This is a genomic window from Leucobacter celer subsp. astrifaciens (assembly GCF_001273835.1).
Classification (GTDB): Bacteria; Actinomycetota; Actinomycetes; order Actinomycetales; family Microbacteriaceae; genus Leucobacter; species Leucobacter celer.
Genome location: NZ_JHEI01000131.1, coordinates 81,303 through 103,975, shown reverse-complemented (window position 1 = coordinate 103,975; position 22,673 = coordinate 81,303). Strand labels below are relative to the sequence as shown.

Genomic DNA, 22,673 nt, shown 5'->3' with positions numbered 1-22,673 from the left:
GCGTTCCTGCACCGCTACGACAACCGGATCGGCAACTGAGATCGGGGAGGGGCGGCTCGGTCGCCCCTCCTGCGGATCCGAGCGGGCCGGCCCGATCGGAGGATCCGGTCCCGAGGGCCCGACCCGAAGGACCCGGTTCTGAAAGACCCTGCCCGAAACGACGCAGGCGACCGTCATCCGTGAGTGATGACGGTCGCCTGCGTTCGGCGTCTCCGGTACCGGCCGGAGACCCCGGCTACTCGGTGTGAGGCAGATCGATCGGCTCGGTGATCGGCTCGAACCGGTCCACGCTGATGGCGAGGCGCCGCAGCAGCACCGCGAGGCGGTCCCGCTCCGAGCGGGGCAGGCCGCCGAGCAGGCGCTCCTCGGCGTCGCTCAGGCGGGTCATCGCCGCATCGACGAGCGTGAGCCCGAGCGGGGTCATCTCGACGAGCACGCCGCGGCCGTCGTTGGGGTCGGTCAGGCGGCGCACGAGGCCGCGCTCGACCATGCGGTCGATGCGGTTGGTCATCGTGCCGCTCGACACCATGGTCTGCTGCACGAGCACCTTGGGACTCTGCTTGAACGGCTCGCCTCCGCGCCGCAGCACGGCGAGCACGTCGAACTCCCACGAGGTGAGCCCCGAGCGCTCGAAAGCGTGCGCCCGCGCGCGATCGAGGTGCTTCGTGATGCGCCACAACCGCGAGAAGATCGTGAGCGGAGCCAGATCGAGATCCGGGCGAGCGCGCCCCCAGTCGGCGATGATGCGGTCGACCTCGTCCTCGTGCTTCATCCCTCCATTATCGAGCCTCGGGCCGTGCCGGCGCGACTGCGCCCTCCAGCGCACGCGGGAGTGCCGTCGATCTGGCAGACTTGTACGGTGCCGAACGGCATGATCCGCCTTGGTGTAATGGCAGCACGACAGCCTTTGGAGCTGTGAGGTCCAGGTTCGAGTCCTGGGGGCGGAGCGGAACTTTCGATGCGGAGCATCGAAAGCCCGCTCTGCACCGATAATCTCAAGAGAAGACGCGCCAGCGTTTTCTGATTTTCGGTGGCGAGGCTACCGCCTCGCGCGCTCACAAGCGCAGGCAGAGATGAGTGAAGCGAAGCTTCTCCGTGTGTGGGGAGCGAGCCCATTTAGGAGAACGGCTCCGAAAGGCGCTGATCCGGGAACAGTTCCAATACCGGGTAAGGAAATCATCACATGTCAGACCGTCACATCGCAGTCGTCATCCTCGCGGCGGGCCAGGGTACCCGCATGAAGTCCTCATTGCCGAAGGTACTGCACCGCATCGGCGGTCGTTCGCTCATCGCGCACGTGCTCGACACTGCTGCCGGTCTCTCGCCCGAGCAGGTGCTCGCGGTGGTGCGTCACGATCGGGATCGGGTGGCCGAGGCGATCGTCGATCACGCCCCCGACACGGTGATCGTGGATCAGGACGCGGTGCCAGGTACGGGCCGCGCGGTCGAGCAGGCGCTCGCGGCGCTGCCCAGCGGGTTCGACGGCTCCGTCGTGGTGCTCTCGGGCGATGTGCCGCTCATCGACTCGACGACGCTCGACCGTCTCGTGCGCGGGCATCTCGAGGGCGGGCGTGCGATGACGATGCTCTCGGCCATCTTCGAGAACCCCACGGGCCTCGGTCGTATCCTGCGGGACGGGAGCGGCGCGGTGACGGGCATCGTGGAGGAGAAGGATGCGGATGAGGCCCAGCGCCGCATCACCGAGATCAACGGCGGCGTCTACGTCTTCGCGCGTCGCGCGATCGAGGCGGCGCTCGCCGAGATCGACACGAACAACGCGCAGGGCGAGAAGTATCTCACCGACGCCGCAGCCCGCATCCTCGCGAGCGGCGGTGCGGTCGAGGCCGTCGCCACCGACGATCCCTGGCTCATCGCCGGGGTCAATGATCGTGCTCAGCTGGCCGAGGCCGGCCGCGAGATGAACGCACGGATCGTGCGCGCGCATCAGCGCGCCGGGGTGTCGATCCAGGATCCCGCGACCACTTGGATCGACGCCGACGTCTCGATCGAGGCCGACGCCGAGATCCTGCCGGGCACCTTCCTGCACGGTGCCACCTCGATCGCGAGCGGCGCGGTGATCGGACCCGACACGACCCTCGTCGACTGCGAGGTGGGGGAGGACGCGAGGATCCGCCGCAGCGAGGCCACGCTCGCCGTCTTCTCGCCCGCCGTCGAAGTGGGGCCGTTCGCCTTCATCCGGCCGGGCACCGAACTGGGCGAGGGCGGCAAGATCGGCGCCTTCGTGGAGACCAAGAACGCCAAGATCGGCGCCGGCAGCAAGGTGCCTCACCTCAGCTACGTCGGCGACGCGACCATCGGCACCGGCAGCAACATCGGAGCGGGCACGATCTTCGCGAACTACGACGGGGTGCGCAAGTATCAGACGCAGGTCGGCGACGCCGTTCGCATCGGATCGAAGAACGTGCTCATCGCGCCGGTTACCATTGAAGACGGTACATACACGGCGGCCGGCACGGTCGTGCGGAAGAACGTCCCCTCGGGGTCGCTGGCGCTCAATGTGGCGCCGCAGCGCAACATCGAGGGGTGGGTCGCCGAGCACCGGCCCGGCACCAGCACCGCGGAAGCGGCGGAACGATCGAACACTGCGAAGGACGGCGGGAAGTAGTAGATGAGCAAGATCGAGATGGCGGGGCAGAAGAAGCTCGTCCTTATCACGGGCCGGGCCTACCCCGAGCTCGCCGAGCAGGTGGCCGCCGAGCTCGGCGCCGAGCTCGTTCCGACCGACGCGCGCACGTTCGCCAACGGCGAGCTGTACGCCCGCTTCGACGAGAGCGTGCGCGGCTCGGACGCGTTCGTGATCCAGTCGCACACCAACCCGATCAACGAGTGGCTCATGGAGCAGCTCATCATGGTCGATGCGCTGAAGCGCGCCTCCGCCAAGCGCATCACCGTGGTCGCCCCCTTCTACCCGTACTCCCGCCAGGACAAGAAGGGTCGCGGTCGCGAGCCCATCTCCGCCCGCCTCGTCGCCGACCTGTTCAAAGCGGCGGGCGCAGACCGCATCATGTCGGTCGACCTGCACGCGCCGCAGATCCAGGGGTTCTTCGACGGCCCGGTCGATCACCTCTTCGCGATGCCGGTGCTGCTCGAGCACTTCCGCAAGACCATCGCCCGCGATGATCTGACGGTCGTCTCGCCCGATATGGGCCGGGTGCGCGTCGCCGACGTGTGGAGCGACAAGCTCGACGCCCCGCTCGCCATCATCCACAAGCGCCGCGATCCGCTCGTGCCGAACCAGGTGTCGGTGCACGAGATCGTGGGTGAGGTGAAGGATCGCTGGTGCGTCGTGGTCGACGACATGATCGACACCGGTGGCACGATCGCGAAGGCCGCCGAGGCGCTCAAGGCCAACGGTGCTCGCGGGGTCACGATCGCCTGCACGCACGCGATCTTCTCCGGCAAAGCCATCGAGCACCTGTCGCAGGACTTCATCGATCAGGTCGTCGTCACCGACACGCTGCCGGTGGGGCCCGAGAAGCAGTTCGACAAGCTCACGGTGCTGCCGATCGCTCCGCTGCTCGCGAAGGCGATCCACGAGGTCTTCGAGGACGGATCGGTCACCTCGATGTTCGAGGGCGCGGCGTAGCGCGACCCTCTTCCGGTCGAGCGAGCCGAGCGGTTCGTCCCGCCGGTTGAGCGAGCGGAGCGAGTCGAAACCCTTGCACCGAGGGTTTCGACTCGGCTGCGCCTCGCTCAACCAGCGGGCTGAAACCGCGGCACCGAGGGTTTCGACTCGGCTGCGCCTCGCTCAACCAGTGGGCTGAAATCACGGCATCGAGGGTTTCGACTCCGCCCTGCGCGCTCCGCTCGACCGGCGGAGCGACCCGCTCTCAGAGCACGCGCTCGCCCGCGCGCCAGACGGCGGCGGTGAGGGGCATGCCCGGCCGGTACGCGAGGTGCGTCACGGAGGGGGCCTCGAGCAGCTGCAGGTCGGCCCGGGCGCCCGGGCGGATCGCACCGACGGCGGGCTGCGCTTCGCCGCGGGGATCCCGCCACCCGTCTGCGTGCATGCCGAGCGCGATCGCGCCGCCGAGGGTCGCCGCGCGCACGGCCTCCTGGATGGTGAGCCCCATCTGCAGCACGGCGGTGGCTACGCAGAAGCCCATCGAGCTGGTGTACGAGGTGCCGGGGTTGCAGTTCGACGCGATCGCGAGCACGGCACCGGCGTCGACGAGCCTGCGCGCGGGAGCGAGCGGCATGCGCGTCGAGAGGTCGCAGGCGGGCAGCACCGTGGCGACGGTGCCGCGCGGCCCCGACCCCGCGTTCCACTCCGACCACGAGCCCGCGAGCGCCTCGACGTCGTCGTCGGTGAGGAAGCCGAGGTGGTCGACGCTCAGCGAGCCGTGGTCCACGGCCAGTCGCGCACCGGGGCCGTGGCCGAGCTGGTTGCCGTGCACGCGTGTGGCGAGCCCGGCTCCGCGGGCCGCGTCGAGCACGCGCCGCGAGGCGGCCTCGTCGAACGCGCCGGTCTCGCAGAAGACGTCGACGGCGCTGACGTGAGGGGCGACGGCGTCGAGCATCTCCCCGGTCACGAGGTCGAGGTAGGCATCGGGGTCCTCGCCGGAGGGAACCACATGCGCCCCCAGGAATGTGACCGCGTCGGCGTGTTCGCCGGCGATGCGGGCGGCGCGCACCTCGTCCGGCACTGTGAGTCCGTACCCGGTCTTCGTCTCGATGGTGGTGGTGCCGCCCTGTCGCGCCTCGGCGACGAGCCGCGCGAGGTTCGCCGTGAGGGCTGCGTCGGAGGCAGCCCGGGTCGCCTCGACCGTCACGTTGATACCGCCTGCGGCATACGCCTCGCCGGCCATGCGCGCCTCGAACTCGGCGGTGCGATCGCCCGCGAACACCATGTGCGTGTGCGAGTCGACCCAGCCGGGTAGCAGCGCCCGGCCGGCGGCATCGCAGCGCTCATCGGCCGCGGGAGCCTCCGAGGCGGCCCCCACCCAGGCGATCCGACCGTCATCGATCACTACGGCGGCGTCGTGCAGGCGTCCGCCCAGGCCGTCGCCGAGCGACTCGTCGTTGGTGGTGAGCTCGCCGATGTCGGTGATGAGCAGTGATGACATGATCTCTTCCTCGTCGTCAGATGCGGGACAGGTCCGTCATCCTGCGAGGAGGCGGCTTGCCGCCGGAGTCGCAGGATCTATCTCGAGCGTAGTCACCGGTGGATCCTGCGACTCCACTCGCTGCGCTCATTGCGCGCAGGATGACGGGGGGCAGGGCCCTCCGGTTGAGCGAGGCGCAGGGCCCGCCGGTTGAGCGAGACGCAGGGTGACGGGGCAGAGCCCGCCGGTTGAGCGAGGCGCAGCCGAGTCGAAACCGAAGACGCAATGTCGCGCTGGAATCGGGAACCCGTACCCGCGCCCCGTCCTCACCAGGCCGTGTCGGTGTTGCGGATGGTCGGCTCCATCGGCACGCGGACGCCGCGCTCGGCGGCGACATCGGCCGCGCGCTGGTAGCCGGCGTCCACGTGGCGGATCACGCCCATGCCCGGATCGTTGGTCAGCAGGCGCTGCAGCTTCTCGGCCGCGAGCGGGGTGCCGTCGGCCACGGACACCTGGCCGGAGTGGATGGAGCGGCCGATGCCGACGCCGCCGCCGTGGTGCAGCGACACCCAGGTGGCGCCCGACGAGGTCGCGGTGAGCGCGTTGAGCAGCGGCCAGTCGGCGATCGCGTCGGAGCCGTCGGCCATGGCCTCGGTCTCGCGGTAGGGCGACGCCACGGAGCCCGAGTCGAGGTGGTCGCGGCCGATCACGATCGGGGCCTTGAGTTTGCCCTCCGCGACGAGCTCGTTGAAGCGCACGGCGGCGCGGGCGCGTTCGCCGTAGCCGAGCCAGCAGATGCGGGCGGGGAGGCCCTCGTACTCCACGCGCTCCTGGGCGGCGCGGATCCAGCGGTGCAGGTGCTCGTTCTCGGGGAAGAGCTCGAGGATCGCCTCGTCGGTGACGCGGATGTCCTCGGGATCGCCGGAGAGCGCGGCCCAGCGGAACGGGCCGAGCCCCTCGCAGAAGAGCGGGCGGATGTAGGCGGGGACGAAGCCGGGGAACTCGAAGGCGCGGTCGTAGCCTCCCGTGCGGGCCTCGTCGCGGATCGAGTTGCCGTAGTCGAACACCTCGGCGCCCGCGTCCTGGAACTCGACCATGGCCTTGACGTGCGCGGCCATCGCCGCCTGCGCGTCCTTCGTGAAGCCCTCGGGGTCGGCCGCCGCGCGATCCTGCCATTCCTCGACGGTGTAGCCGATGGGCAGGTAGGAGAGCGGGTCGTGCGCGCTGGTCTGGTCGGTGACCACGTCGATGGTGACCTCGCCGGCCAGGTGCCGGCGGAGGATCTCGGGGAACACCTCGGCGGCGTTGCCCACGAGGCCGACCGACCAGCCGCGCTTCTCGTCTTTCGCCTGCTGCACCTTCGCGAGCGCCTCGTCGAGATCGGTGACGACCTCGTCGAGGTAGCGCTTGCCGGCGCGGCGGTCCAGGCGCGTCTTGTCGACGTCGACGATGAGGCAGGCGCCGTCGTTGAGGGTGACCGCGAGGGGCTGCGCGCCGCCCATGCCGCCGCAGCCGCCGGTCAGGGTGATGGTGCCGGCGAGCGAGCCGCCGCTGTGCCCATCAGCCCCGTGCTCGCTGCTCCCGCCCTTCTGGGCGGCGATCTTGCGGCCGGCCGCGGCGAAGGTCTCATAGGTGCCCTGCAGGATGCCCTGCGTGCCGATGTAGATCCACGATCCGGCCGTCATCTGACCGTACATGAGCAGCCCCTCGGCCTCGAGCTTGCGGAACTCGGGCCAGTTCGCCCAGTCACCCACGAGGTTCGAGTTGGCGATGAGCACGCGGGGCGCCCACACGTTCGTGCGGAAGACTCCGACGGGCTTGCCCGACTGCACGAGCAGGGTCTCGTCCTCCTCGAGGTCGCGCAGGGTGTCGACGATCGCGTCGAAGGCTCCCCAGCTGCGGGCGGCGCGCCCGGTGCCGCCGTAGACGACGAGGTCCTCGGGGCGCTCGGCGACCTCGGGGTCGAGGTTGTTCATGAGCATGCGCAGCGGAGCCTCGGTCTGCCAGCTCTTCGCGGAGATCTCGGTGCCGCGGGGAGCGCGGACGGGGCGGGCGCCGGGAAGCGTCATGGTGAGGTCCTTTCGATCGAGAGCGGCTGCGATGCCGCGATGGATCCATCTCATCGCGTTGCGCGGCCCGCGGCAACGACGATCCCGACCCGTCTGTCCGGAATCCCGGACGACGGGGTCGCCGGCCGAGCGGATCGGGGTCGAGGAAGCCGCTGGTTGATCGGATCGGGGTAGAGGTGACCGCCGGTTGAGCGAGCGGAGCGAGTCGAAACCGCGGGGCCTCGATTTCGACTCGCTCCGCTCGCTCAATCGGCGGGGGAGTCCGCTCGCTCAGCCGGCGGGCCTCAGGCGATGCGCGATCCCTTCGGCAGCCGTCGCGCCGGTGTGCGCAGACGCACGTAACCGGCGCCGAGCGACGCCGCGGCGAGTCCCACCTGCAGCGCGAGTCCGATCCACCACACCGGCACGGTGCCCTCCAGATCGTCGGAGAGCGTACCGTCGTCGGAGATCTCGTCCTGTGCGCCCGGACGGCAGTCGTCCCAGCCGCTGAAGGTGCTGTCCTGCGGCTTCTGCATCGACCGCACGCCGTAGGAGATCAGGCTGAACAGGTCGCTGGGAGCCTGGTCGTCGGGTCGCACCGACACCATGTCGCCGACGATGACGTACGGGTTCATGGCGAGGATCCACCAGAGGCGATCGGTGTGCACGACGGAGGTGGTGGTGCGTTCGGTGGTGCAGGTGACCGGGATCTCTCGTTCGCACTCGGCGATCGCCGCCTCGTCATCGGGCCCCTGATAGCACCGGTCGAGCTGCTCCCAGTACTCCTGCGAGTAGGTGCGGTACTCCACCTCGACGTACTTCGTGGTCGAGCCGATGGCGAGTCCGAACGCGATCAGCGTGCCGACCGAGAGCAGCGCCACGATGAGGTAGGCGGTGACGATCGAGAACAGCTGGGAGGAGATGAATGCCGAGAGGCCGACGCCGATGGCCGTGAAGAGGCCGATCTGCAGTGCCAGGGCGAGCACGGCGATCAGCAGCTGCAGCGGATCGAAGCGCGCCACCGTGAGGCTCAGCACGACGAACGGAAGCGCGACCACGAGGAAGGCGATGCCTGTGATCCACGCCGCGAGCGCCTTGCCGACCAGGATCGACCAGGTGCTCACCAGGGTGACCTGCGTGGTGGCGAGTGTCCCTCCGGAGCGCTCCGAGCCGATCGAGCCCGCCGAGATGGCGGGGGCCACGAGCGTGCCGAAGAGCAGCACGAAGTAGACGATGAGGGAGAACAGCGGGTACGCGTCGAAATCCTCGTCGTAGGCGCCGAAGCTCGCCGCGAGGATGTACCAGGTGACGCCCGTGACGACGCCGATCAGCACGAACCACACGACTCCGAGGATCCAGAGCGTCTTCGAGCGCCGCCGCTGCCGCAGCTCGAGCGCGGCGATGATCCAGACCGCTCGCCAGAACCCGGGGGCGCGCACCGCCGGTGCGGTCGTCGTCTCGCTCATGCCTGCCACCCCGTCTCGGCGCCGCCGGCCGGACCGGGCGCCGCGGGCGGAAGCGGTGCGGCGGGATCCGCACCGCCGGGCGCCGCGGACGGCTGGCCCGTCTCCCGGATCCGGCTCACGAACGCGCGCTCGAGCGACCCGGTGGCCGGTGCGAACTCGACCACCTCGACGCCGGCCGCGACGAGCGTGCGGAGCAGCCACACGGCCGCGGCCTCGCCCTGGAGCTCGACGACGCAGTGCACTCCTGCGAGCGAGGTCTGGCGGGTCCACGGCAGGCCGTTCCACGCGAGCGCCCGCTCGAGCGCGATGATGTCGAAGGCGCGCACCCGCCAGGGCACGAGCTGCTGTTCGATCGGCGGGGCGCCGTCCTCGGTGCGCCCGTCGCGCAGGAACACGACGTCGCGCGCGAGCTGCTCCAGCTCGTCGAGCACGTGACTGGTGACGAGGATCGCCGTCCCCTCGTCGGCGAGGCGCCTGAGTGCCTCGCGCTGGGAGAGGCGCGCTTCGGGATCCAGCCCCGAGGCCGGTTCGTCGAGCAGCAGCACGCGCGGCTCGTGCACGAGGGCGCGGGCGAGACTGAGGCGCTGCTTCTGGCCGCGGGAGAGGGTGTGGCTGCGCTGGCCCGCGAGGGGTCTCAACCCGGTGCCGTCGAGCAGGGAATCGACGCGCTGATCGGCGCGCCGCCCCGCGATCCCGTACATCGCGCACACGGCTGTGAGCGTCTCCCGCACCGTCAGGGTGTTCCAGGCACCGAGGATGTCGGGCATCCAGCCGAGGGAGGCGCGCGCCTCACGGGTCTCGGCGAGCACGTCGTGGCCGCCGATCGAGATGGTTCCGCCGTCGGGGCGCAGCAGGGTGGCGAGCATCAGCATGAGCGTCGTCTTACCGCTGCCGTTCGGGCCGACGAGCGCGGTGATGCCGCCCGGCGCGACGCTCAGCGAGGCGTCGCGCACCGCGTGCTTGTCGCCGAAGGCTCGCGAGACCCCGACGGCCTGGATGCCGCCCGGCGCCACCGGAGTGCTCATGTGCTCAGCATAGCCTCGGCGTCACCCGATGCGTGGATACCGAGGGGAGAGTTTCGGTGCCGATCTTCGAGACCTGCCGCCGAAACTCTCCCCCGGTATCCGCGGGCGGAAGGGGGGTTCCGGTGCGCCTACTGCTCCACCACGTCCACGACCTCGGTGCCGTAGGCGCCGGGTTCGGTGCCGTGGCCGATCTGGCGGTAGATCTCCGGCTTCGAGGATCGCAGCACGAGGGCCCAGATGACTCCGACGACGCCGGCTACGAGGATCATGCCGGGCAGGATGAACGTGGTCGCGTCGGGCTGCTCCTGGTCGAGCATCAGCTGGAAGTTCGCGAGGATCATGACGAACACCCACAGCAGCGCCAGGCCGGAGGCCGCGGGGGCGATCACCGTGGTCCAGATGCTGAGCCCGCGATTATCGCGGCGGAAGAAGCAGATGACCGCGACCGCGATGATCGCCATGAGCAGCACGAGTCCGGCTGCGCCGGTGTTCGTGAGCCAGGTGAACATGGTCAGCACGGGGTAGAGGAACGCCATCTCGCCGAACATGGTCTCCGCCGCGCCGAAGGCATCGCCCGCCAGCGCGAAACCGGCGACCACGACCACGGCGATCACCGTCTGGGCCACCGAGCCGGCCCAGGGGGCGCCCGACTTGGCCGTGTGGCTGAACCAGGTCGGCAGCACGCCTTCGCGGCCGAGCGAGAAGAAGTAGCGCGCGACCGCGTTGTGGAAGGCCTGCAGGGCTGCGAAGAGGCTCGTGAGGAACAGCAGGGTCATGATGTCGGCGAAGATGACGCCCACCTGGTCGGTCATGAAGACGAACATGAGGTCGGGGCCGAAGGCCTGCGACTGCTCGACGATCTGCGAGGGGCCGATGCCGACCGAGAACGCCCACGCGCTGAACGCGTAGAAGACGCCGATGATGGCGACCGCGGCGTAGGTGGCCCGGGGCACCGTGCGCTTCGGATCCTTCGCCTCCTCGCCGTAGATGGCGGCGCCCTCGAAGCCCATGAACGCGGCCACGCCGAAGACCAGGATGATGCCGAGCGCGGGGCCGAAGAGAGCGGCAGGATTGAGGGCGGCGGTGGTCACGCCCTCCGGAGCATGGCCGAGCGCGATGATGTCGAAGACGATGACCACGAGGAACTCGAGTGCCACGAGCACGCCGAGCACCTTCGCCGAGAGGTCGACGCGGTTCACGCCCAGCACGCCGACGACGACGATGCAGAGCAGGATCCAGAGCCACCAGGGCGAGGAGAAGCCGAACTTGGTCTCGAGGAAGATCGACAGCTGGAAGCCGAACAGGCCGTAGATGCCGACCTGCATCGCGTTGTAGGCGACGAGGGCGACGAGCGAGGCGCCGACGCCGAGCGGGCGGCCGATGCCCTGGGCGATGTAGGCGTAGAAGGCGCCCGCGTTGGTGATGTACCGGCTCATCGCGGTGTAGCCCACGGCGAAGACCGTGAGGATCACGGCGATGAGCAGGAAGCCGAGCGGAACCCCGAGCGACTCGGTGACCGCGAACGACGTCGTGACGCCGCCGGCGACGACGGTGAGGGGCGCCGACGCCGCGATGATCATGAAGGTGATCGCGGGGACTCCGAGCGTCCGGCGGCTGAGCCCCGGATCGTGTTGCGCCGTTTCCGGCGTCGTTTGAGCACTCATGCTGTGATTCCTCTCGTGGCTGCGCTGCGCACCTGTCTTCGGCGCTGAAGGCTCTACGTTTCCGAGTCTATGGACGCGCGCGGAGCGGACGAAGGGCGCGGCTGTGCACAGAGCGCACGGGGCATGAGGATCGGCGCAAGACTATCCAATTGGACAGTTTGCTAGGCGGTGCCGAACGCGGCGCGCACCTCCTCGTGGGGGAGCGCGAAGCTCTCGTGGCCGTCCCGGCCCGTCATGTCGCGCGCGGCCACGAGCGCGTTGCAGACCGCCTCCTCGGTGGCCTGCACTACGGCCTCGATGAAGGGATCGATGCCGCCCCACGCGACGTGGGAGAGCTGCTCGACTGCGATGCCGTCCCCGGCCATGCGCGACCGGAGCGATCCCTCGTTCGCGGTCGAGAGCGCGAGGAAGATGTCGCCGGAGAAGTGGCTGCCGGTGGTGCCCGTGCGGGCGAGGCCGAGCGGCACGCGGCGCGCGAGCGCCCGGCACTGATCCGGCAGCAGCGGCGCATCGGTGACGACGACGACGATCACGCTGCCCGCTCCGGGGCTCGCCACCGCGCCGCTGCCCGCCTCCCGCTCGAACCAGCCGCTGGTCTCCATGGGGTTCGGGGCCTGCGATGCGGGGCCGAGCGGGCGCCCCGCGATCCGGAGCTCTTTGCGGGAGCCGAAGTTGGCCTGCAGCAGTACGCCGACGGTCCAGTGCTGCTCGCCCGAGCGGACCACACGCGACGCCGTGCCGGTGCCGCCCTTGAAGCCGTAGCAGTTCATGCCGGTGCCGCCGCCCGTGCTGCCCTCGGCGACCGGGCCGGTCGCGGCCGCGTCGAGGGCCGCTGCGGCGTGTTCGGGGCGCACGGCGTCGGCGTTGATGGAGTTGAGGTAGCCGTCCCAGGTCTCGCCCACCACGGGCAGCATCCAGGCGGCCGCCGTCGCCGGGTGGTGCTCCGCCATCCAGCGGTCGATGCCGCGGTGCACGGCGCCGACGGCATGGGAGTTGGTGATGGCGATGGGTGCCTGCAGCTGGCCCGACTCCTCGATCCAGCTGCGGCCCGTGAGCTCTCCGTTGCCGTTGAGCACCGCGACTCCGGCGGCGCAGGGCGTGCCCGCCCCGGCGTGACCTCGGGGCAGGATCGCGGTGACGCCGGTGCGCGCGGTCACCGGTTCGTCGTCGAGGATCGTGACCTGGCCCACCTCGAGGCCGGGCACATCGGTGATGGCGTTCCAGGGGCCGGGCTCGCCGTCGAAGGGGACGCCGAGGTCGCGGGCCCGCACCGACCCGGCGGGCGGCCGCGCCGCGGAGGGAGCTTCGGATCCGACTTCATCATTGAACATTGTTTAAACCTCTCGTCTGTGATTACATTACATTCTGCAACGCAAAGTTGGAAAATTCTGATCGCTGTTCAGTAAACAGCTCGCCTGCTGAACGAGACAAGGGAGTCCGTATGCCCACCTCATCCGCCCAGCCCTCGCCCCCTCGGGAGAGCGCCCTCGCCTCCGGTCGTCTCGGCACCTGGGACATCGTATTCTTCGTGGTCTCGGCCGCAGCGCCGCTCACGGTGATCCTGAGCGGCGCGGTCACGACCTTCCGGCTGGGTGGGATCGGCGCCCCCGGAGCCATCCTCTTCTGCGCGGTCGTGCTGATCTTCTTCGCGCTCGGCTTCACCGCGATGTCGAAGAGCGTGCGCAACGCCGGGGCCTTCTACGCCTACGTGTCCCGCGGCCTCGGTAAGCCGTTCGGCCTCGGGGTCTCCTCGGTCACCGTGTTCGCTTACATCTCGCTCGTGATCTCCTTCTACGGCTTCATCGGGTTCTTCGCCCAGTTCACCTTCGCCGAGCTCTTCGGCCTCGACCTGCCGTGGGGCGTCTGGTCGCTCATCGCCGTCGGACTCGTCGCCTTCCTCGGCTACCGCAAGGTCGACGTCGGCGCGAAGGTGCTCGGCGTGCTGCTGACCCTCGAGGTCGCGATCCTGCTCGTCTTCGCGATCGCCGCGCTCGTCAACGGCGGGCCCGAGTCCTGGAGCCTCGCCTCCTTCGACCCGCAGAACGTGTTCCTCGCCCCGGCCGCCGGCACCCTCTTCATTGTCGGCTTCGGTGCCTACCTCGGCTTCGAGAGCACCGCCATCTACGCCGAGGAGGCGAAGCGGCCCGAGCGCACGATTCCGCGCGCCACGATCATCGCGATCGCGTTCCTGGGCGTTTTCTACGCCTTCACCTTCTGGGTGCTCACCGTGGCCTTCGGCGTGGAGGGCGTGCTCGAGATGGCGCGCAGCGACGCCTTCGAGACGATGGTCATCACCGGAACCGAGGACCTCGCTGGCGGCTGGGCCGCCTTCGCCATGAAGGTGCTCATCGTCACGAGCTTCTTCGCCTGCGTGCTCGCCTTCCACAACGCCTGCACCCGCTACCTGTTCGCGCTCGGCCGCGAGGGGCTGCTGCCGCGCGTGCTCGGCCGCACCAGCGCGCGCAGCCAGTCGCCGGCCGTCGCGAGTCTCACCCTCAGCGCCCTCTGCGCCGCCGGCGTGCTCATCGCGATCCTCGTGAACGCCGACCCGTTCCTCGGCCTGGCGCTGTGGACCTACGCGACCGGCGTGCAGGGCCTCGTCTTCGCGCAGGCGTTCACCGCGATCGCGGTCGTCTGGTACTTCGCGAAGGACCGCCGCGGGCACAGCGTCTGGCGCGTGCTCGTCGCGCCGGTGCTCGGGGCGCTGGGGCTCGTGATCGGCTTCATCCTCATCGTCACCAACTTCGAGGTGGTGACCGGGCTCGAGGGCCCGATCAACCAGCTCCTGCTGCTGCCGACGCCGATCCTGTTCATCGGCGGCATCATCACGGGGCTCGTGCTCAGGGCTCGAAAGCCCCAGTACTACGCCGGGCTCACCGAGTCGGTGCGGGTGGTGGCGCAGGAGGAACCGGAGCCGGCGCCTGAGACGGTTCACTGATCTGCGGGCCCGCGGATCCGCCGGCCCGCCGCCCGTGCCTCCGGCGACCGGCCGGCACCGCCGGAGGCTCGAGGCGTGCGAGAAAAGAATAGGCTGGGCCGTATGAACGCGACCGCACGCCGCCGTCTGGAACGCCGGGAGGACATCGTCCGCGCATTCTGGCGGGTGGCCAGGTCGAATCCGCGCAAGGTGAACGTGCGCTCGGTCGCCGCGGAGGCCGAGATGAGCCCGGCCAACGTGCTGCACTACTTCACCAGCCTGGGCGAGCTGCAGATGACGGCGATCTCGGGTGCGCTCGAGCAGTTCATCGAGCGGCGCCAGGCGATCCTCGACCGGCGCGAGAACGCGACCGCCCGCATCTACGCCATGATCGAGGCCGGCGTGCCCGACACGATCAGCGACGAACTGCGCCACGTCTACGAGAGCGTCGGGATCCTCGCCGATCATCCGGAATACCTGCCGGCCCACCGCGCGCTCACCGAGCGCCAGGTCATGCTCTACCGCACGCTCATCGAGATCGGCGCGGGAACGGGGGAGTTCGTGCTCGGCTCGCCGCCCGGCATGATCGCCCGCAACCTGGTGGCGCTCGAGGACGCCTACGACCTGTACCCGCTGGTCGGCGATCAGACGCCCCGCGAGGAGTGCCGCGCCGCGGTGCGCAGCTACGCCGAGCTGGCGCTCGGGATCCCGCCCCGCGCTGAGGCGAGCGGGAGCGCCGCGGAATGACCCTCGTCGCCGACCTCGTGATGGTCGGGGCCGGCGCGCTGTGCCTGGGCGGCGCGGTCGCTTCGCGACGGCGGTTCGGGATCGCCGCGTCCGCCGTGATGCTGGCGGCGATGGCCGATCTGGCGTTCCTCGGGCTGCTGCCGGCGCCCGTCTGGGCGGCCGCGCTCCTCATCGCTGCGCTGCTCCTCGGCCTCGGCATGCGCGTCGAGAGCCGGCGCGCTGGTGCTGATCTCGGCGGTGGCTCGGCCGCCGTCCGGTCCGGTCCGGGGGTACCGCGGGCCGCGATGATCCTCTCGGCGCTCGCCTATCCGGCGGCAGCCTGGTTGGCGCTCGGGCACTCCGGCGCGGGCGTGGGCGCGGGCTGGGGCGCAGGGGCGGGCGCGGGGGAGACCGGAGGGGTGAGCGGGAGCAGTCACGCCGGCCACGGAGCGGACACGATGCTCGTGGCACCCCTGCTGCTCACCGTGGCGCTCGCCGCAGCCCTCGTGGCGCTGTGCGCCGCGGCGCTGCGATCCCGCCGCCGACTGCTCGCGGCAGAGACCGGCGGGATGGCGGCGATGCTGCTCGTCATGCTGGTGTGACCCCGCCGGGACGACGGAGGGGCCGAGGCGCTCTGCGCCCCGGCCCCGATCCCGAACCCGATGAGCGGGCCCGAGAAACGTCTTACAGCGTCTCGCCGAGCTTGAAGCCCTTCACGTCGTCGCCCTCGCGGGTGTACGAGAAGCCGTCGGCGCCGATCGTCACAGCCATCTCGCTCTCGTCGGTGCGGGCGATGACCGGCTGCGGGTTGCCGTCGAGGTCCAGCACCAGCGAGGCGTCGGTGTACCACGAGGGCACGACCGGGTTGCCCCACCAGTCGCGACGCTGGTTGTCGTGCACGTCCCAGGTGACGACCGGGTTGTCGGGATCGCCCGTGTAGTAATCCTGGGTGTAGACCTCGACGCGGTGGCCGTCGGGATCGCGCAGGTACAGGTAGAACGCGTTGGAGACGCCGTGGCGGCCGGGCCCGCGCTCGATGCTGTCGGACTTGCGCAGCGAGCCGAGCTTGTCGCAGATCGCGAGGATGTTGTGCTTCTCGTGCGTCGCGAAGCACACGTGGTGCATGCGCGGGCCGTCACCACCCGTCATCGCGGTGTCGTGCACGGTCGGCTTGCGGCGCATCCACGCGGCGTAGACGGTGCCCTCGTTGTCCTGGATGTCCTCGGTGACGCGGAAGCCGAGGTTCTGCATGAAGCCCACGGCGCGCGGCACGTCGGGTGTGACCTGGTTGAAGTGGTCGAGGCGCACGAGCTCACCCGGGATGTGCAGGTCGTAGCGCCACGACATGCGCTCCGTGTGCTCGGTCTGGTAGAAGAACTCGTAGGGGAAGCCGAGCGGATCGACCACGCGCACCGAGTCGCCGATGCCCTTCACGAAGCCGTCGGGGTTGCGGCGCACCTCGCAGCCGAGCTCCTCGTAGAAGGCGACCGCCTTGTCGAGATCCTCGGGGGTGCGCACGCGGTACGAGAACGCGGCGACCGCGGCGATCGGGCCCTTGCGCAGCACGAGGTTGTGGTGGATGAACTCCTCGGTGGAGCGGAGGTAGATCGCCTCGTCGTCCTCGGTAGTCACGTACAGGCCGAGCACGTCGACGTAGAACTCGCGGGACGCCGCGAGGTCGGTCACGATGAGCTCCATGTAGGCGCAGCGCAGGATATCGGGCGCGGGGGAGGTCGCGGTGGGGATCGGGTTGTCCGACTGGATCGGGGCCTCCTTCGTGACCCAGAAGCCCGCGGACTGCTTATCTTCTTCGTTGAGTTTTGCCATGATGTTGCTTCCTTGCAGTTGTCAGGTGTCGTGCAGACCGCCGAGCCTGCTGTGCGGGGTCGGCGGCGGAGCGGAGGGATTCGGATTCCTGTCGCTTTCGCGGAGGAGCGGTGTGCGATCCTGCACACCGCGATGACGCGATGTCGCGACGGGAATCCGAATCCCGGAGCCTTACTTGCCGGCGCCGAAGCGCGGCGAGTGCGCCTCGTTGAGGGTGATGTGCACGGCCTGCTGATCGGTGTAGAAATCGATCGAGCGGTAGCCGCCCTCGTGGCCGAGACCCGAGGCCTTCACGCCGCCGAACGGGGTGCGCAGGTCGCGCACGTTGTTCGAGTTGAGCCACACCATGCCGGCCTCGACCGACTGGGCGAAGTTGTGCGCGCGCTTGAGGTTCGAGGTCCAGATGTAGGCGGCGAGGCCGTACTTCGTGTTGTTGGCGAGCTCGAGCGCCTCTTCGTCGGTGTCGAACGGGGTGATCGCGACGACCGGGCCGAAGATCTCCTCCTGGAAGATGCGGGCGTCGGGCGAGACGTCGGCGAACACCGTCGGTGCGACGTAGTTGCCGGTGGGGAAGCCCTCGGGGCGGCCGCCGCCGGCGACCAGGCGTCCCTCGCTCTTGCCGATCTCGACGTAGCTCATCACCTTGTCGTAGTGCTCGGGGTGCACGAGCGCGCCCACCTCGGTGGCGGGGTCGCTCGGCAGGCCCACCACGATGTTCTTCGCCCGCTCCGCGTAGCGCTCCACGAACTCGTCGTAGATGTCGCGCTGCACGAGGATGCGGCTGCCCGCGGTGCAGCGCTCGCCGTTCAGGCTGAACACGCCGAACACGGTGGCGTCGAGCGCGGCCTCGAGATCCGCGTCGGCGAAGACCACGGCCGGGCTCTTGCCGCCGAGCTCCATCGAGAGGCCCTTGAGGAAGGGCGCGGCGTTGCCGAAGATGATCTGGCCGGTGCGGCTCTCGCCGGTGAACGAGATCAGCGGCACGTCGGGGTGCTTCACGAGCGCGTCGCCGGCCGACTCGCCGAAACCGCCGACGAGGTTGAAGACTCCGTCGGGAACACCGGCCTCGCGGAAGATCTCGCCCCACAGCGAAGCCGAGAGCGGGGTGAACTCCGCGGGCTTCAGCACGACGGTGTTGCCGGTGGAGAGCGCCGGGGCGAGCTTCCACGACTCGAGCATGAACGGGGTGTTCCAGGGGGTGATGAGGCCCGCGACGCCGATCGGCTTGCGGTTCACGTAGTTGACCTGGCGGCCCGGCACCTTGAAGGTGTCGTCGTGCTGCGCGACGATGAGGTCGCCGAAGAAGCGGAAGTTCTCGGCGGCGCGGCGAGCCTGGCCCTTGGCCTGGGTGATGGGCAGGCCCGAGTCGAAGCTCTCGAACAGCGCGAGCTGCTCGTCGCGAGACTCGACGATGTCGGCGATCTTGTGCATGATGCGCGCGCGCTCGCGGGGGAGGAGCTTCGGCCAGGGGCCCTCCTCGAAGGCGCGCTTCGCGGCCGCCACGGCGAGGTCGATGTCGGCCTGCTGGCCGGAGGCGGCCATGATGTAGGTCTCGTTTGATACGGGGTCGAGCACCTCGAACTCTTCGCCGCCGACCGAGTCGACGTGCTTTCCGTCGATGAAGTGGCGGATCTTGTCCGGCAGCCCGGCGGGCTTCTCCTGAGTCATATCTCTCTCCAGGTGGTGTTGGGTGGTGAATCGGTGTGGGGTCGGATGCGCGGGATCAGGCGGCCGGTGCGGCCCGCTGGTCGCCCGCGTGCCGGTGCTCGTCCGAGTAGGCGAGCACGGCATCGAGCGTCGCCGTGCGGTGCGCTCGTGCGGTCATCTCGATCTCGAGGGGCGGGACGCGGTCCGCGATGAGCTGCAGGAGACGCTCGTGCTCGTCGACCGATTCCTGTGCCCGGCCGGGTACGAAGCTGAACGACGAGTTGCGCAGCACCTTCATGCGGTTCCAGCCCCGGTGCACGAGATCGAGGATGTGGGGGTTGGGACAGGTCTCGAAGAGCACGCTGTGGAACTCGAGGTTGAGCTCGGTGAAGGCCTGCGGGTCGAACGAGCTGAGCGATTCGCGCATCGTCTGATTGATGAGCCGTGCGCGGCGGATCTGGTCGTCGGTGATGTGCGGCGCGGCGAGCCCCGTCGCCGCGCCCTCGACGAGGGCGAGCGTCTGCATGGTGTGCAGGTACTCGGTCTCCTTGATCAGCGAGACCTGTGCGCCGACGTTGCGCTCGAAGGTGACGAGCTGCTCGGCCTCCAGGCGTCGGATGGCCTCGCGCACGGGCACGACCGACATACCGAGTTCGTTCGCGATCGGCGCGAGCACCAGACGGTATCCCGGCACGTACTGCCCGCTGTCGATCCGATCCCGGATCAGGCGGTACGCGCGCTCGGACTTCGACTCGGCGGTCATGCTCAGGCCTGCGCTTCCTTCTCGGCCTCGTAGCGTGCGCGCCACTCGGCGTTCATGGGGAACAGGCCGTCGACCGGCGCGCCCTTCTTGACCTGCTCGGCGACCCAGGCGTCGGCGTGCTCCTGCGCGGCGGCCTCGCGGGCCACCTCCGCAAGCAGGAACGGCGGGATCACGATGACGCCGTCGCGGTCGCCCATGATGATGTCGCCCGGCTGCACGGCGGCTCCGCCGCAGGCGATGGTCACGTCGGTCTCCCAGGGCACGTGGCGGCGGCCGAGCACGCTGGGATGGGCTCCCTGCGAGAAGACGGGGATGTCGAACTCCTGTACGGCCGCGAAGTCGCGCACGCCGCCGTCGGTGACGATGCCGGCTGCGCCGCGGTACTGGGCGCGCAGCGCGAGCACGTCGCCGACGGTGCCGGTCGACGGGATGCCGCGGGCCTCGACCACGAGCACCTCACCGGCCTCGACGGTGTCGAAGGCGCGCTTCTGGGCGTTGAAGCCGCCGCCGTGCGCCTTGAACAGGTCGGGGCGGAAGGGGATGAAGCGCAGGGTCTTGGCGGTGCCGAGGATCGTGTCGCCCTCGTGGTTGGGGTGCACGCCGTCGATGAAGATGTCGACGTAGCCGCGCTTGCGCAGGGCGGCCGAGACCGTGGCGACCGCCACGCCGTCGAGCAGCGCGCGGATCTCGTCGGTGAGGGGAGAGCCGTCGGTTGAGCTTGTCGAGACCAGGCTCTCGCCCTCGAGCGGGGAGGCCTTGCCGGCTGCGACCGCGGCGGCGTGCGCGGCCTCGTCGCCCCAGGCCTCGACGCGCTGCTTGTCATCGATGGCCGGCGTGTTGCCGAAGTCGCCGAAGGCCGTGGTTCCCTGGGTGACGGTGGTCGAGAGGCGGCCCGTGGTGGGGGCGCCCGACGCGCTCGGCGCGTCGACCTCGACCTCGACCACGTCGCCCGGCACGACGACCGACGATCCGGCGGGAGTGCCGGTGAGGATCACGTCGCCGGTCTCGAGCGTCATGTGCTGCGAGAGGTCCGCGACGAGCTGCCCGAAGGTGAACTTGAGGGTGTCGCTCGTGTCGTCCTGCACCAGCTCGCCGTTGACCCAGGTGCGCACGCGCCAGGCGTCCTGGCCGATGCCCGCCGTGGGGATCGCGGTCGGGCCGACCGGGGTGAACCCGTCGCCGCCCTTGTTGCGCACGTTCGAGCCCTTGTCGGCAGCGCGCAGATCGTAGAGGCCGAAGTCGTTAGCCGCGGTGACCTGGGCCACGTGCTTCCAGCCGTCCGCGGGGGAGACCCAGCGGGCGGGCTCGCCGATCACGAGGGCGATCTCGCCCTCGAACGCGAGCAGCTCGGTGCCGGCGGGGCGCTCGATCGTGCCGCCGGTGGGGGCGAGCGAAGAAGACGGCTTGAAGAAGTAGGAGGGGAACTCGGGGGTGCGGCCGCGCTGGGCGATCCGCGAGGGGTAGTTGAGGTGGACGGCAATGATCTTGCCGGGCGTCTCGATGCCCAGCTGCTCGATTCCGTATGTCATGGCGACCTCGCTCATCAATCTCGTGCGCGGGATCCAGCGATCCCGGCCTCGTTGTATTTCTTATCGTATACGATCTGGATGGGTTTGTGAAGTGGTGTTTCGCTCAGCGGGCGAGACGCGCCGATCGAGCGGAGCGAGGAACGAGTGCCGTCGAAATCCCGGCTCGGATCTCTCTCGAGGGGATCCGGGTTTCGACTCCGCTGCNCTCCGCTCAACCGGCGGTGGTACGGGTTCGCTCCTCGACTGCGCTGCGCTCAACCGGCGGTGGTGCCGGTTCACGCCTCGACTCCGCTGCGCTCCGCTCGCGCGGGACGACGGAGCCGGCTCCGGCATCAGTAGCTCGCGCGCTCGCCGCTCGATGCGCCGGTGAAGCGATCCACGAGCGCCTCGGTCTGGCGGGCGAGGATCGCCACATCGGCTCCGACGGCCACGAAGGCGGCGCCGGCCTCGATGTAGCGCTCGGCGTCGGCCGCGACGAAGGCGTTCACGCCGACGGGCTTGCCCGCGTCCTTCGCCGCCGCGATCGCGCGCAGCACCGACTCGACCACCTCGGGGTGGTTCTGCTGGCCGAGCAGCCCCATCGAGGCGGCCAGGTCCGACGGGCCCACGAAGATCGCGTCGACGCCGTCGACCGCGACGATGCGCTCCACATCCGCCACCGCGGCGGCCGACTCGATCTGCACCGTGAGGCTGATGGTCTCGGCCGCGCGGCCGAGGTAACCCTCGACGCGGTTCCAGCGGGCCGAGCGCGCGAGGGCCGATCCCACGCCCCGCACGCCGCCGCCGGCCGTGCCGTCGGGATAGCGCACGGCGCGCACGATCTGCTCGGCCTGCTCGGCGGAGTCGACCATCGGGATCAGCAGGTTCTGCGCGCCGAGGTCGAGGAACTGCTTGATCGTGACGGTATCGCCGAAGGGCGGCCGCACGAGCGGCGCGACCGGGTAGGCCGACATCGCGTAGAGCTGGGCCAGCACCGACTCCAGGCCGTTGGGGGAGTGCTCGGCGTCGAGCAGCACCCAGTCGCAGCCGCTGCCGGCCACGATCTCGGCGGTGACGGGGCTGCCCGCGCAGGCCCAGAGGCCGATGAGCGGGCGATCGGCCTCGGCGAGACGTTCGCGCAGCGTGGCGGGGAGGCTCAGACGAATCGGCATGTCACCGATCCCAGCTCGTGGTAGTCGGCGTGCACGGTGTCGCCGCGCTCCACCCACATCGGCTTGGTGAACGAGCCCGCGAGGATGATCTCGCCGGCCTCGAGCGACTGGCCGTGCTGCGCGAGCTTGTTCGCGAGCCAGGCCACGCCGAGCGCCGGGTGTCCCAGCACGGCGCCGGCCACGCCGGAGTCCTCGATGGTCTCATTGCGGTAGAGCAGCGCCTTCGCCCAGGTGAGGTCGACCTCGTCGATCTTCACGGGGCGGCCGCCGATCACCATGGCGCCCATCGCGGCGTTGTCGCTGATCGTGTCGACGATCGTGCGGCCCTCGAGCTCGAGGTGCGAGTTGAGCACCTCGAGCGCGGGCACGACGTAGGCGGTGGCGTCGAGCACGTCGAAGAGGGTGACGTCGGGGCCCGCGAGCGGCTTCGACAGCACGAAGGCGAGCTCGACCTCGATGCGCACGTTGGAGAAGCGATCGAACTCGAGCACCGATCCCGATTCGTAGACCATATCGTCGTGGATCACGCCGTAGTCGGGCTCCGTGATGCCGGTGGCGACCTGCATCACCTTCGAGGTGAGCCCGATCTTGTGGCCCACGAGCCGTGCGCCGGCCTCGATGCGGCGATCCGACCACACCTTCTGGATGGCGTAGGAGTCCTCGATCACCATCCCCGGATAGCGCGAGGTGAGCTTGGGCAGGATCGTGCGATCCCGATCGGCCTGCACCAACTCATCGGCGATGGATTCAATCTGCGTCTGCTCGAGCACGAGTCCTCCGTTTCCTGGGGTTCTGGTCAGATCGTATACGATCCAGGGGGTTCCGCGCCAGGCTTCGTAACAGC

General features: G+C 69.8%; 18 protein-coding genes and 1 tRNA gene. 6 read left to right on the top strand and 13 right to left on the bottom strand.

Annotated features, from left to right (window positions below):
• Positions 1-235: 235 nt before the first annotated feature.
• A complete protein-coding gene (locus tag AMS65_RS00870; RefSeq protein WP_053382292.1) occupies positions 236-772 on the bottom strand; it encodes a MarR family winged helix-turn-helix transcriptional regulator in 537 nt (178 codons plus the stop codon).
• A 103-nt stretch (positions 773-875) separates the two neighbouring features.
• Between AMS65_RS00870 and AMS65_RS00865 the strand changes: the two genes are divergently transcribed.
• The 3 genes from AMS65_RS00865 to AMS65_RS00855 all read left to right on the top strand — a co-directional run bounded on the left by AMS65_RS00865 (position 876) and on the right by AMS65_RS00855 (position 3,607).
• A tRNA-Gln gene (locus AMS65_RS00865) sits at positions 876-947 on the top strand.
• Between the two features lie 236 nt (positions 948-1,183).
• A complete protein-coding gene (gene glmU, locus AMS65_RS00860; protein WP_053382291.1) occupies positions 1,184-2,626 on the top strand; it encodes a bifunctional UDP-N-acetylglucosamine diphosphorylase/glucosamine-1-phosphate N-acetyltransferase GlmU in 1,443 nt (480 codons plus the stop codon).
• 3 nt (positions 2,627-2,629) lie between these two features.
• Positions 2,630-3,607: a ribose-phosphate diphosphokinase gene (locus AMS65_RS00855; protein WP_053382290.1), complete on the top strand. Its 978-nt coding sequence runs from the start codon at positions 2,630-2,632 to the stop codon at positions 3,605-3,607.
• Between the two features lie 244 nt (positions 3,608-3,851).
• Here AMS65_RS00855 and hutI read toward each other — a convergent pair whose 3' ends face one another.
• The 6 genes from hutI to AMS65_RS00825 form a co-directional block, all read right to left on the bottom strand.
• The gene (gene hutI / locus AMS65_RS00850) at positions 3,852-5,087 is read right to left on the bottom strand and encodes an imidazolonepropionase (protein ID WP_053382289.1); all 1,236 of its coding nucleotides are present in this window, start codon (positions 5,085-5,087) and stop codon (positions 3,852-3,854) included.
• Between the two features lie 305 nt (positions 5,088-5,392).
• Complete coding sequence (gene hutU / locus AMS65_RS00845) at positions 5,393-7,135, bottom strand: urocanate hydratase (protein WP_053382302.1); 1,743 nt, start codon at positions 7,133-7,135, stop codon at positions 5,393-5,395.
• Between the two features lie 284 nt (positions 7,136-7,419).
• A complete protein-coding gene (locus AMS65_RS00840; RefSeq protein ID WP_157502000.1) occupies positions 7,420-8,580 on the bottom strand; it encodes an ABC transporter permease in 1,161 nt (386 codons plus the stop codon).
• Entirely contained in the window at positions 8,577-9,605 is a 1,029-nt protein-coding gene (locus tag AMS65_RS00835; protein ID WP_053382287.1) for an ABC transporter ATP-binding protein, read from the bottom strand. Before AMS65_RS00835 ends, AMS65_RS00840 begins: the two co-directional genes overlap by 4 nt.
• A 128-nt stretch (positions 9,606-9,733) precedes the next feature.
• On the bottom strand, positions 9,734-11,269 hold the full coding sequence (locus AMS65_RS00830; protein WP_053382286.1) for an APC family permease: 1,536 nt from the start codon (positions 11,267-11,269) through the stop codon (positions 9,734-9,736).
• Positions 11,270-11,430: 161 nt separating this feature from the next.
• Positions 11,431-12,600 carry a DmpA family aminopeptidase gene (locus AMS65_RS00825; protein WP_083451388.1) on the bottom strand — a complete coding sequence of 390 codons (1,170 nt, stop codon included), beginning with the start codon at positions 12,598-12,600 and terminating at the stop codon, positions 11,431-11,433.
• Positions 12,601-12,710: 110 nt separating this feature from the next.
• Between AMS65_RS00825 and AMS65_RS00820 the strand changes: the two genes are divergently transcribed.
• From AMS65_RS00820 to AMS65_RS00810, 3 genes are all read left to right on the top strand, one after another.
• Positions 12,711-14,207 (top strand): APC family permease, encoded by a 1,497-nt coding sequence (locus AMS65_RS00820; RefSeq protein ID WP_053382285.1) that lies wholly within the window; start codon positions 12,711-12,713, stop codon positions 14,205-14,207.
• Between the two features lie 102 nt (positions 14,208-14,309).
• Positions 14,310-14,933 carry a hypothetical protein gene (locus tag AMS65_RS00815; RefSeq protein WP_053382284.1) on the top strand — a complete coding sequence of 208 codons (624 nt, stop codon included), beginning with the start codon at positions 14,310-14,312 and terminating at the stop codon, positions 14,931-14,933.
• A complete protein-coding gene (locus AMS65_RS00810; protein WP_053382283.1) occupies positions 14,930-15,514 on the top strand; it encodes a hypothetical protein in 585 nt (194 codons plus the stop codon). The genes AMS65_RS00815 and AMS65_RS00810 overlap by 4 nt, the downstream gene beginning before the upstream one ends.
• A gap of 82 nt (positions 15,515-15,596) precedes the next feature.
• Here AMS65_RS00810 and hpaD read toward each other — a convergent pair whose 3' ends face one another.
• The 6 genes from hpaD to AMS65_RS00780 form a co-directional block, all read right to left on the bottom strand.
• Complete coding sequence (hpaD, locus tag AMS65_RS00805; RefSeq protein ID WP_053382282.1) at positions 15,597-16,739, bottom strand: 3,4-dihydroxyphenylacetate 2,3-dioxygenase; 1,143 nt, start codon at positions 16,737-16,739, stop codon at positions 15,597-15,599.
• A gap of 171 nt (positions 16,740-16,910) precedes the next feature.
• Entirely contained in the window at positions 16,911-18,407 is a 1,497-nt protein-coding gene (gene hpaE, locus AMS65_RS00800) for a 5-carboxymethyl-2-hydroxymuconate semialdehyde dehydrogenase (RefSeq protein WP_053382281.1), read from the bottom strand.
• A gap of 55 nt (positions 18,408-18,462) precedes the next feature.
• Positions 18,463-19,149 (bottom strand): GntR family transcriptional regulator, encoded by a 687-nt coding sequence (locus AMS65_RS00795; RefSeq protein ID WP_053382280.1) that lies wholly within the window; start codon positions 19,147-19,149, stop codon positions 18,463-18,465.
• 2 nt (positions 19,150-19,151) lie between these two features.
• Complete coding sequence (locus AMS65_RS00790) at positions 19,152-20,678, bottom strand: fumarylacetoacetate hydrolase family protein (protein WP_053382300.1); 1,527 nt, start codon at positions 20,676-20,678, stop codon at positions 19,152-19,154.
• Positions 20,679-21,010: 332 nt separating this feature from the next.
• Positions 21,011-21,829, bottom strand: a complete 819-nt coding sequence (locus tag AMS65_RS00785) for an HpcH/HpaI aldolase family protein (RefSeq protein WP_053382279.1) — start codon at positions 21,827-21,829, stop codon at positions 21,011-21,013.
• Positions 21,814-22,599, bottom strand: coding sequence for a fumarylacetoacetate hydrolase family protein (locus tag AMS65_RS00780; protein ID WP_053382278.1), 786 nt, complete (start codon positions 22,597-22,599; stop codon positions 21,814-21,816). Before AMS65_RS00780 ends, AMS65_RS00785 begins: the two co-directional genes overlap by 16 nt.
• Positions 22,600-22,673 lie beyond the last annotated feature (74 nt).

What these genes read in the sequence shown, in the direction of transcription:
- AMS65_RS00795 (WP_053382280.1), bottom strand. Translation starts at nt 19,149, where the DNA reads ATGACCGCCGAGTCGAAGTCCGAGCGCGCGTACCGCCTGATCCGGGAT.
- AMS65_RS00830 (WP_053382286.1), bottom strand. Translation starts at nt 11,269, where the DNA reads ATGAGTGCTCAAACGACGCCGGAAACGGCGCAACACGATCCGGGGCTC.
- hpaE (WP_053382281.1), bottom strand. Translation starts at nt 18,407, where the DNA reads ATGACTCAGGAGAAGCCCGCCGGGCTGCCGGACAAGATCCGCCACTTC.
- AMS65_RS00815 (WP_053382284.1), top strand. Translation starts at nt 14,310, where the DNA reads ATGAACGCGACCGCACGCCGCCGTCTGGAACGCCGGGAGGACATCGTC.
- AMS65_RS00810 (WP_053382283.1), top strand. Translation starts at nt 14,930, where the DNA reads ATGACCCTCGTCGCCGACCTCGTGATGGTCGGGGCCGGCGCGCTGTGC.
- hpaD (WP_053382282.1), bottom strand. Translation starts at nt 16,739, where the DNA reads ATGGCAAAACTCAACGAAGAAGATAAGCAGTCCGCGGGCTTCTGGGTC.
- glmU (WP_053382291.1), top strand. Translation starts at nt 1,184, where the DNA reads ATGTCAGACCGTCACATCGCAGTCGTCATCCTCGCGGCGGGCCAGGGT.
- AMS65_RS00855 (WP_053382290.1), top strand. Translation starts at nt 2,630, where the DNA reads ATGAGCAAGATCGAGATGGCGGGGCAGAAGAAGCTCGTCCTTATCACG.
- AMS65_RS00840 (WP_157502000.1), bottom strand. Translation starts at nt 8,580, where the DNA reads ATGAGCGAGACGACGACCGCACCGGCGGTGCGCGCCCCCGGGTTCTGG.
- AMS65_RS00825 (WP_083451388.1), bottom strand. Translation starts at nt 12,600, where the DNA reads ATGTTCAATGATGAAGTCGGATCCGAAGCTCCCTCCGCGGCGCGGCCG.
- AMS65_RS00870 (WP_053382292.1), bottom strand. Translation starts at nt 772, where the DNA reads ATGAAGCACGAGGACGAGGTCGACCGCATCATCGCCGACTGGGGGCGC.
- AMS65_RS00820 (WP_053382285.1), top strand. Translation starts at nt 12,711, where the DNA reads ATGCCCACCTCATCCGCCCAGCCCTCGCCCCCTCGGGAGAGCGCCCTC.
- AMS65_RS00835 (WP_053382287.1), bottom strand. Translation starts at nt 9,605, where the DNA reads ATGAGCACTCCGGTGGCGCCGGGCGGCATCCAGGCCGTCGGGGTCTCG.
- AMS65_RS00790 (WP_053382300.1), bottom strand. Translation starts at nt 20,678, where the DNA reads ATGACATACGGAATCGAGCAGCTGGGCATCGAGACGCCCGGCAAGATC.
- hutI (WP_053382289.1), bottom strand. Translation starts at nt 5,087, where the DNA reads ATGTCATCACTGCTCATCACCGACATCGGCGAGCTCACCACCAACGAC.
- hutU (WP_053382302.1), bottom strand. Translation starts at nt 7,135, where the DNA reads ATGACGCTTCCCGGCGCCCGCCCCGTCCGCGCTCCCCGCGGCACCGAG.
- AMS65_RS00785 (WP_053382279.1), bottom strand. Translation starts at nt 21,829, where the DNA reads ATGCCGATTCGTCTGAGCCTCCCCGCCACGCTGCGCGAACGTCTCGCC.